This window comes from Pseudogulbenkiania subflava DSM 22618, from assembly GCF_900177275.1.
Lineage (GTDB): Bacteria > Pseudomonadota > Gammaproteobacteria > Burkholderiales > Chromobacteriaceae > Pseudogulbenkiania > Pseudogulbenkiania subflava.
In genome coordinates, this window is sequence record NZ_FXAG01000013.1 from 48,707 (window position 1) to 54,934 (window position 6,228).

The window sequence follows — 6,228 nt, forward strand, 5'->3', positions numbered from 1 at the left end:
CTGCCGGTTTTCTTGTGGCCAGTTCACTGCTGACATGGTCGGGTACCGCTAGAGTTCCTCGCTGGCGATCCCGACGCACGGGTCGTTGACCAGTTGTTCGGCGGCCGCGGCCAGCCTGTCGAGGTCGTCGTCCAGATGTTCCTGCAAATCGATGCAGGCCGCCCGCAGGATGGCACTGGCCAGTTCAGCGGGCTCGCAGCTGAATACCTGCGCCAGCGCCCGCAATTCGCCGCAGGTTTCGTGATCGATCGGAACCGACAGGTCCCGCGCGGCCACCACATCCAGTACGGCCTTGGCACAACGCCCCTGCTCGCGGCAGTGCTCCAGACGGGTGACCAGTTCATCCAACGCCTTTGCCATCATCTTCGCTCCTAAACTGAAAGAAAATGCTTTGCAATGCCGAACAAATGCCCGGGCCGCACAAAGCAGGCCGCTCTGCGCTGTTGTCCTGTATTGATTCAGATCTTTTCACGTCCAACACGGCAGCCGTCACGGCTGGAAGCGCCGTCCGTGAGGTACCGGTACCGATGCGGGGCGGACAAGAAAAGCTCAAGTACCGCCGCTGTTGAAAACGACGCTGGGGTTATTTTCTGGCCGGCTGGCGTCCAGAATGACCTGGCACTCCTGCTGCACCTTGCCGAGCAGCGCTTCGTCGAGATGATCTTCCAGATCGACGATGGCGGCATTCAGGATGGCGCCGGCCAGACATTCCGGAGTGGTATGCAGCACATGCGCCATCGCCTCGAGCTGCAGGCTCAGGTCGGCGCGCACGGGTGCCTTGACCAGGCGAATGGCTGAACTGGAAAGGTCGCAGGACGGCTCGGTCTGGCCTGTCGACTGCGAAAAACCGGACAACAACTGCTGCATGGCGTTACCCATTTTCCCCCTCTCATACGCTTTACTAAAACGTCCCTTCTAACAATAGGACAGCAGGAGGGAAACGCCACGACGGATAGGAAAAAAACGGGCGCGCCCTCCGGGCGATAGTATATGCCAATAGAATGGATTTAGTGCTCGTGCAGTGCGCCGTCGAGATAGAACCAGCGGCCGTCATCGCGCTGGAAACGGCTGGTCTCGTGCAGGCGATGGGCTCGCCCGCCTACCTTGTAGCGGGCCACGAATTCCACGATGCCGGCCTGATCGTTCACCCCGCCCTGCTCGGTGCGGCGGATCTCCAGCCCCAGCCATTTCACCTTGCCGGCATCGTCGGCGAGGTCGAGCCCGGCCGGACGCGTGGCGTCCTGCCAGGTCGCCAACAGATAGCTTTCGCATCCCAGGGTGTAAGCGGTATAGCGCGAGCGCATCAGCGCTTCCGCGGTCGGGGCGGCGCACTCGGGATGCTCGATGAAACGGCCGCAACAGTCGGCATAAGGATGGAGGCTGCCGCAGGGGCACACTGTCGTGGATGGCGTTTTGGCCATGGTTCATTCCAGAAGGGATGAGAAGCAAAATGCGAGTAAGCAGGAACACGCCCGTCGACGGCAGCATGAGCACGCGAGCGCCACGGGCCGCAGCATGGCGATCCACTCCCGCGCCGAGCCGATAATCCCACGCTACCCGCCCGGGTTCGCGGCAATGACGACGCCGGATCAGTAGCCCAGCGGCGGCAAGCGATAGACCTTGAGCAGGAAGTTGGTGAAGGCCGGATCGGCAGGCCTCTGGCGCAACTTGGGCCAGGCGCGCAGCCATTCGCGCAGCTTGACCTCCATCTTGTCCTGCGCCTCTACCGGGCTCATGCGGCCGGCGTCACGCTCCACGGCAATGTAACGGTAGGTGGCGAAGGTGTTGTCGTCGACCAGGTTGGGGCCGGCGACACGCAAGCGGTAGGCATTGAGCTGATCGGCGGCAGCAGTGCGGCTGAGGCGCCCGGCTTTGACTTCTTCGGCCAACCTGTTGGCTTCCTTCAGCAGCAGGTCCACCTTGGTGGGAGCGGCTACCGGCGGCGGTCGCCGGTGTGGCTGCGGGGTGCCGGGTTCCGGCAGGGTCGGGAGCACACCGCAGGCGCTCAGCGCCACGGCGGCCGCGAGGGGAAGGACAAGCTTCTTCATCGTTACGTTTAATGCCTCTCAGGAGCGCGGGCGGCATCGGGCCGCCCGCGCCGGCCAGAAAACTCAGGCCAGGTCTTCGAACAGCGCGGTGGACAGGTAGCGCTCGCCGAACGAGGGGATCACCACCACGATCAGCTTGCCGGCGTTTTCCGGCTGCCGCGCCAGTTGCAATGCCGCCCAGACCGCCGCACCGGAAGAGATGCCGACCAGCAGGCCTTCCTGGCTGGCCATCGCGCGGGCGGTGGTGAAAGCGTCGTCGTTCTTGACGCGGACAACCTCGTCGTAGACGGTGGTGTTGAGGATGGACGGCACGAAGCCGGCGCCGATGCCCTGGATCGGATGCGGCCCCTTGGCACCGCCGGACAGCACCGGCGAGGCCTCGGGCTCCACCGCGACGATCTTCACGCCAGGCTTCCGCGCCTTGAGCACTTCACCGACACCGGTGATGGTGCCGCCGGTGCCCACGCCGGCGACGAAGATGTCGACCTGGCCGTCGGTATCGTTCCAGACTTCCTCGGCGGTGGTGTTGCGGTGGATTTCCGGGTTGGCCGGGTTCTCGAACTGCTGCGGCATGAAGTAGGTGTCCGGATCGGATTCGACCAGCTCGCGCGCCTTGGCGATGGCACCGCCCATGCCGTCCGGCCCCGGAGTCAGGATCAGCTCGGCACCGTACGCCTTGAGCAGCATGCGCCGCTCGCGGCTCATGGTTTCCGGCATGGTGATCAGCAGCTTGTAGCCGCGCGCCGCGCACACCATGGCGAGACCAATGCCGGTGTTGCCGGAGGTCGGTTCGACGATGATGGTGTTCGGACCGATCTTGCCGGCCTTTTCGGCGGCGTCGATCATCGCCACGGCGATACGGTCCTTGACGCTGTGCGCCGGGTTGTAGAACTCCAGCTTGGCCACCACGGTGGCGCCGCAATCGGCGGCGAGGCGGTTGAGGCGGACCAGCGGAGTATTGCCGATCAGATCGGTCACGGTATTGGCGATGCGCATTGCTTATTCTCCCTTAACCAAAATTGGCCACACGTTATCACCCGTCATCATATAGTTGGTATCGACCGTGACCAAGACCGTTTGTTTATATCGTAGGAACGCGCAGCCCGCCGCCGCGCGCGACAACGGCGAGAGAGTCAGACAAGACGATGGCGGGTCGGTTCAACCCGGGAGTGTCAGTGCTGCCAGCGCCTGCTCCCATTGCTGACGGATCGCCTCGCCATAGGCGACGAAGCGCACCTCCGTGATGGCATGTTCGTGGCTCCGCAGCCAGGTGGCGACCGCCTCGCAGGCGATGGCCAGGGCCGCGGGCACGGGGTAGCCGTAGACGCCGCAGCTGATCGCCGGGAACGCCACGCTGTGCAAGCCGTGTTCGGCGGCCAGCTGCAGGCTGGCCCGGTAGCACGAGGCGAGCAATTCGGCTTCGCCGGATGCCCCGCCGTGCCAGACCGGCCCGACGGTATGAATGACGTGGCGCGCCGGCAGACGGTAGCCCAGTGTCAGCCTCGCCTGGCCGGTCGGGCAGCCGCCCAGGGTGCGGCACTTGGCCAGCAGTTCCGGTCCGGCGGCGCGGTGGATTGCCCCGTCCACGCCGCCGCCGCCGAGCAGGCTGCTGTTGGCGGCATTGACGATGGCATCGACGTCGAGCTGCGTGATGTCGCCCTGTTCTACCTCCAGCACGGTCGAGCCCAGTTGCCGTTTCATGATCCCCTCCTCGCCGCCAGCAGCACGCGCGCCAGTTGCTCTGCCGCCTGCTCCAGTAACGGTGCGGCCTGCTGCATCGCCGCCTCCAGCGTCAACGGACGGCTGCACAATGAGAAGCATCCGTCAAAATGCGCGGCCAGCTGTCCTTCGGCATCCGGCAGTACCGCCCCGGACAGCAGGCTGACCGGCACCCCAGCCGCCCGCGCCAGTTGGGCCACCCGGGCCGGCGCCTTGCCCGCCAGGGTCTGGCCGTCGCTGCAGCCCTCGCCGGTGAGCACCCAGTCGGCCTGGGCGATGGCGTCGCTCAGGCTGGCAAGTTCCGCCAGCGCCGTGGCGCCGGAATGGCAGCGGCCGCCCAGCAGGTGCAGGGCGTAACCCAGTCCGCCCGCGGCGCCACTGCCCGGCAGCTCGGCACAAGGTTGGCCGAAGGCGTGATCGGCGACGGCGGCAAAGCGGGCGATGGCAGCGTCAAGCCGCGCCACTGCATCGGGGGCGACGCCCTTCTGCGGACCAAACACCGCGGTTGCTCCGCGCGGCCCCAGCAGCGGATTGTCGACGTCGGACCACAGCTCCAGCTTGGTCACCTCCAGCCGTGCGTCCAGCCCTGACAAGTCGAGCGCCGCCACGCGCCCCAGCTGATCGGGGCGCGGCGCCAGGGTCTGCCCCTCGCGGTCCAGCAGACGCACCCCCAACCCGACCAGGCAGCCGGCGCCGCCGTCGTTGGTGCTGGAACCGCCGAGGCCGACCGCGATATGGCGTGCCCCGGCATCGAGGCAGGCGCGAATCAGTTCGCCGACACCGCGCGTGTCGCGCTCGAGCACGCTGGCTGCGCCGACGTCGGGCAGGCCGACCACGCGCGCCACTTCGACCACCGCCACGCCGTGCGGCAGCAGCAGCCACTCCGCCTCGCACGGACGCCCCTCGGCATCATGCACGCTGGTGCGGTGCCATTCACCGCCGAGCGTGGCGTGGAGGGCGTCGAGCGTCCCCTCGCCGCCGTCCGCCATCGGGCACAAGCGGCAGTCGGCGGACGGTTCCGCGCGCCGGATGCCGCGCGCCATGGCTTCGGCCACCTCACGGGCGGCGAGTGAACCTTTGAAGGAATCAGGGGCGATGAGCCAACGCATGCGTTTATCCTCTGGAACGATCGTGAGAGAGAATCCTACCGCGGTTGCGGCCTGCACCGGTTTTCAGTGTAGACCCGGACATGAAAAAACCCTCCGGCCACCAGGGCACAAGGAGGGTTTTTTGCCGGCGCTGCAGCGTCTGGCTTATTCGGCCGGCTGCTCCGTGGCGGCGGCATTTTCGGCCGGAGCCGCGACGGCAGCCACCTTGGCGGCCATCTGGCCCTCGGCGGCCTGCTTTTCTTCCGCCGTCACTTCGCCGGCCGGCTTGCAGGCGAGGTCGAAGCGCTTGCCGCCGCGTGCCAGCGCCTTGACGTAGCGCGGTTTGCGGCAATGATTGGCGACCACGCGGGCGATCAGCACGGCATCGAACTGCGGCAAGGCGGCGATCAGGCTTTCGTGGATGCCGATGGCCAGAGGACGGAACTGGCGGAACACTTCGAACTTGCTGTACACATGCTCGGCGATCATTTCGGTCTGCTTTTTCTTGCTCAGACTCTGCACAGCGTTCTTGAGAGCAGCACCCAGTGCCGTTTCGGTATTTGGCTTCATGAACTTCAATCTAGTCGGTTGATGGCCGGCGGAACATCCTCCACCCGACCGAGGCTTGCTGGTGCACGCCTCATTTTCCAAACGCTACCGCCGGCTACAGGACCGGTAACGCCCACAGAAGGCGTATCTTATGCCAGAACTCCGGCAAAAGTGAAACCCCAGCTCGCCCGGCGCCCATCTTCGTGGGCAGGAAAACATCACGTTGCAGGCGCCCACGGCAAGACAGTCTCGCCACGGCACCCCGGATACAAAAAAGCCGCAGCTGGCGCTACGGTCTCGTCTGTCACTCAGTTCAGTATGGTGCCCGGGACCGGGGTCGAACCGGTACACCTTGCGGCGAGGGATTTTAAGTCCCTTGTGTCTACCAATTTCACCACCCGGGCATGGAGGCGAGATTCTAGCCCAGAGCGCCCCCACAGGCAATCAGACTCAGGCCCTGCCGGGCACTTGGGTCAGTCCAGACGTCCCGGCCAGGGCCGGCAATCGCGCTTTCCGTTTGCATCTCCCTCGTTCGGAGACACCCCCATCTCGATGGGCAGGTCCACGGCACGCGCGCCATGAGCGTATGCCGGGAAAAAGAAAAAAGCCCTGACGAATCAGGGCTTTTTATCTGGAGGCGGGGGTCGGAATCGAACCGGCGTCCACGGCTTTGCAGGCCGCTGCATAACCACTCTGCCACCCCGCCATTGACTGGCGCATCGACCCGCAACGGCGAATCGATCAAAACTGGAGCGGGAAACGAGGCTCGAACTCGCGACCTCAACCTTGGCAAGGTTGCGCTCTACCAACTGAGCTATTCCCGC

General features: G+C 65.4%; 8 protein-coding genes and 3 tRNA genes. All 11 read right to left on the reverse strand.

What is annotated here, in order from left to right:
* Positions 1 to 48: 48 nt before the first annotated feature.
* Positions 49 to 360: a hypothetical protein gene (locus B9N72_RS12500; RefSeq protein ID WP_234985974.1), complete on the reverse strand. Its 312-nt coding sequence runs from the start codon at positions 358 to 360 to the stop codon at positions 49 to 51.
* A 189-nt stretch (positions 361 to 549) separates the two neighbouring features.
* Positions 550 to 879, reverse strand: coding sequence for a hypothetical protein (locus B9N72_RS12505; RefSeq protein WP_085276724.1), 330 nt, complete (start codon positions 877 to 879; stop codon positions 550 to 552).
* Positions 880 to 1,007: 128 nt separating this feature from the next.
* Positions 1,008 to 1,421: a YchJ family protein gene (locus B9N72_RS12510; RefSeq protein WP_085276725.1), complete on the reverse strand. Its 414-nt coding sequence runs from the start codon at positions 1,419 to 1,421 to the stop codon at positions 1,008 to 1,010.
* A gap of 168 nt (positions 1,422 to 1,589) precedes the next feature.
* Positions 1,590 to 2,048, reverse strand: a complete 459-nt coding sequence (locus B9N72_RS12515; RefSeq protein WP_085276726.1) for a hypothetical protein — start codon at positions 2,046 to 2,048, stop codon at positions 1,590 to 1,592.
* A 63-nt stretch (positions 2,049 to 2,111) separates the two neighbouring features.
* Positions 2,112 to 3,044: a cysteine synthase A gene (gene cysK, locus B9N72_RS12520; RefSeq protein ID WP_085276727.1), complete on the reverse strand. Its 933-nt coding sequence runs from the start codon at positions 3,042 to 3,044 to the stop codon at positions 2,112 to 2,114.
* 162 nt (positions 3,045 to 3,206) lie between these two features.
* Complete coding sequence (locus tag B9N72_RS12525) at positions 3,207 to 3,749, reverse strand: O-acetyl-ADP-ribose deacetylase (protein ID WP_085276728.1); 543 nt, start codon at positions 3,747 to 3,749, stop codon at positions 3,207 to 3,209.
* Positions 3,746 to 4,876, reverse strand: coding sequence for a glycerate kinase (locus B9N72_RS12530; RefSeq protein WP_085276729.1), 1,131 nt, complete (start codon positions 4,874 to 4,876; stop codon positions 3,746 to 3,748). Before B9N72_RS12530 ends, B9N72_RS12525 begins: the two co-directional genes overlap by 4 nt.
* A gap of 144 nt (positions 4,877 to 5,020) precedes the next feature.
* Positions 5,021 to 5,425, reverse strand: a complete 405-nt coding sequence (locus B9N72_RS12535) for a ProQ/FINO family protein (protein ID WP_085276730.1) — start codon at positions 5,423 to 5,425, stop codon at positions 5,021 to 5,023.
* 298 nt (positions 5,426 to 5,723) lie between these two features.
* A tRNA-Leu gene (locus B9N72_RS12540) sits at positions 5,724 to 5,808 on the reverse strand.
* Between the two features lie 228 nt (positions 5,809 to 6,036).
* A tRNA-Cys gene (locus B9N72_RS12545) sits at positions 6,037 to 6,110 on the reverse strand.
* Between the two features lie 42 nt (positions 6,111 to 6,152).
* Positions 6,153 to 6,228, reverse strand: a tRNA-Gly gene (locus B9N72_RS12550).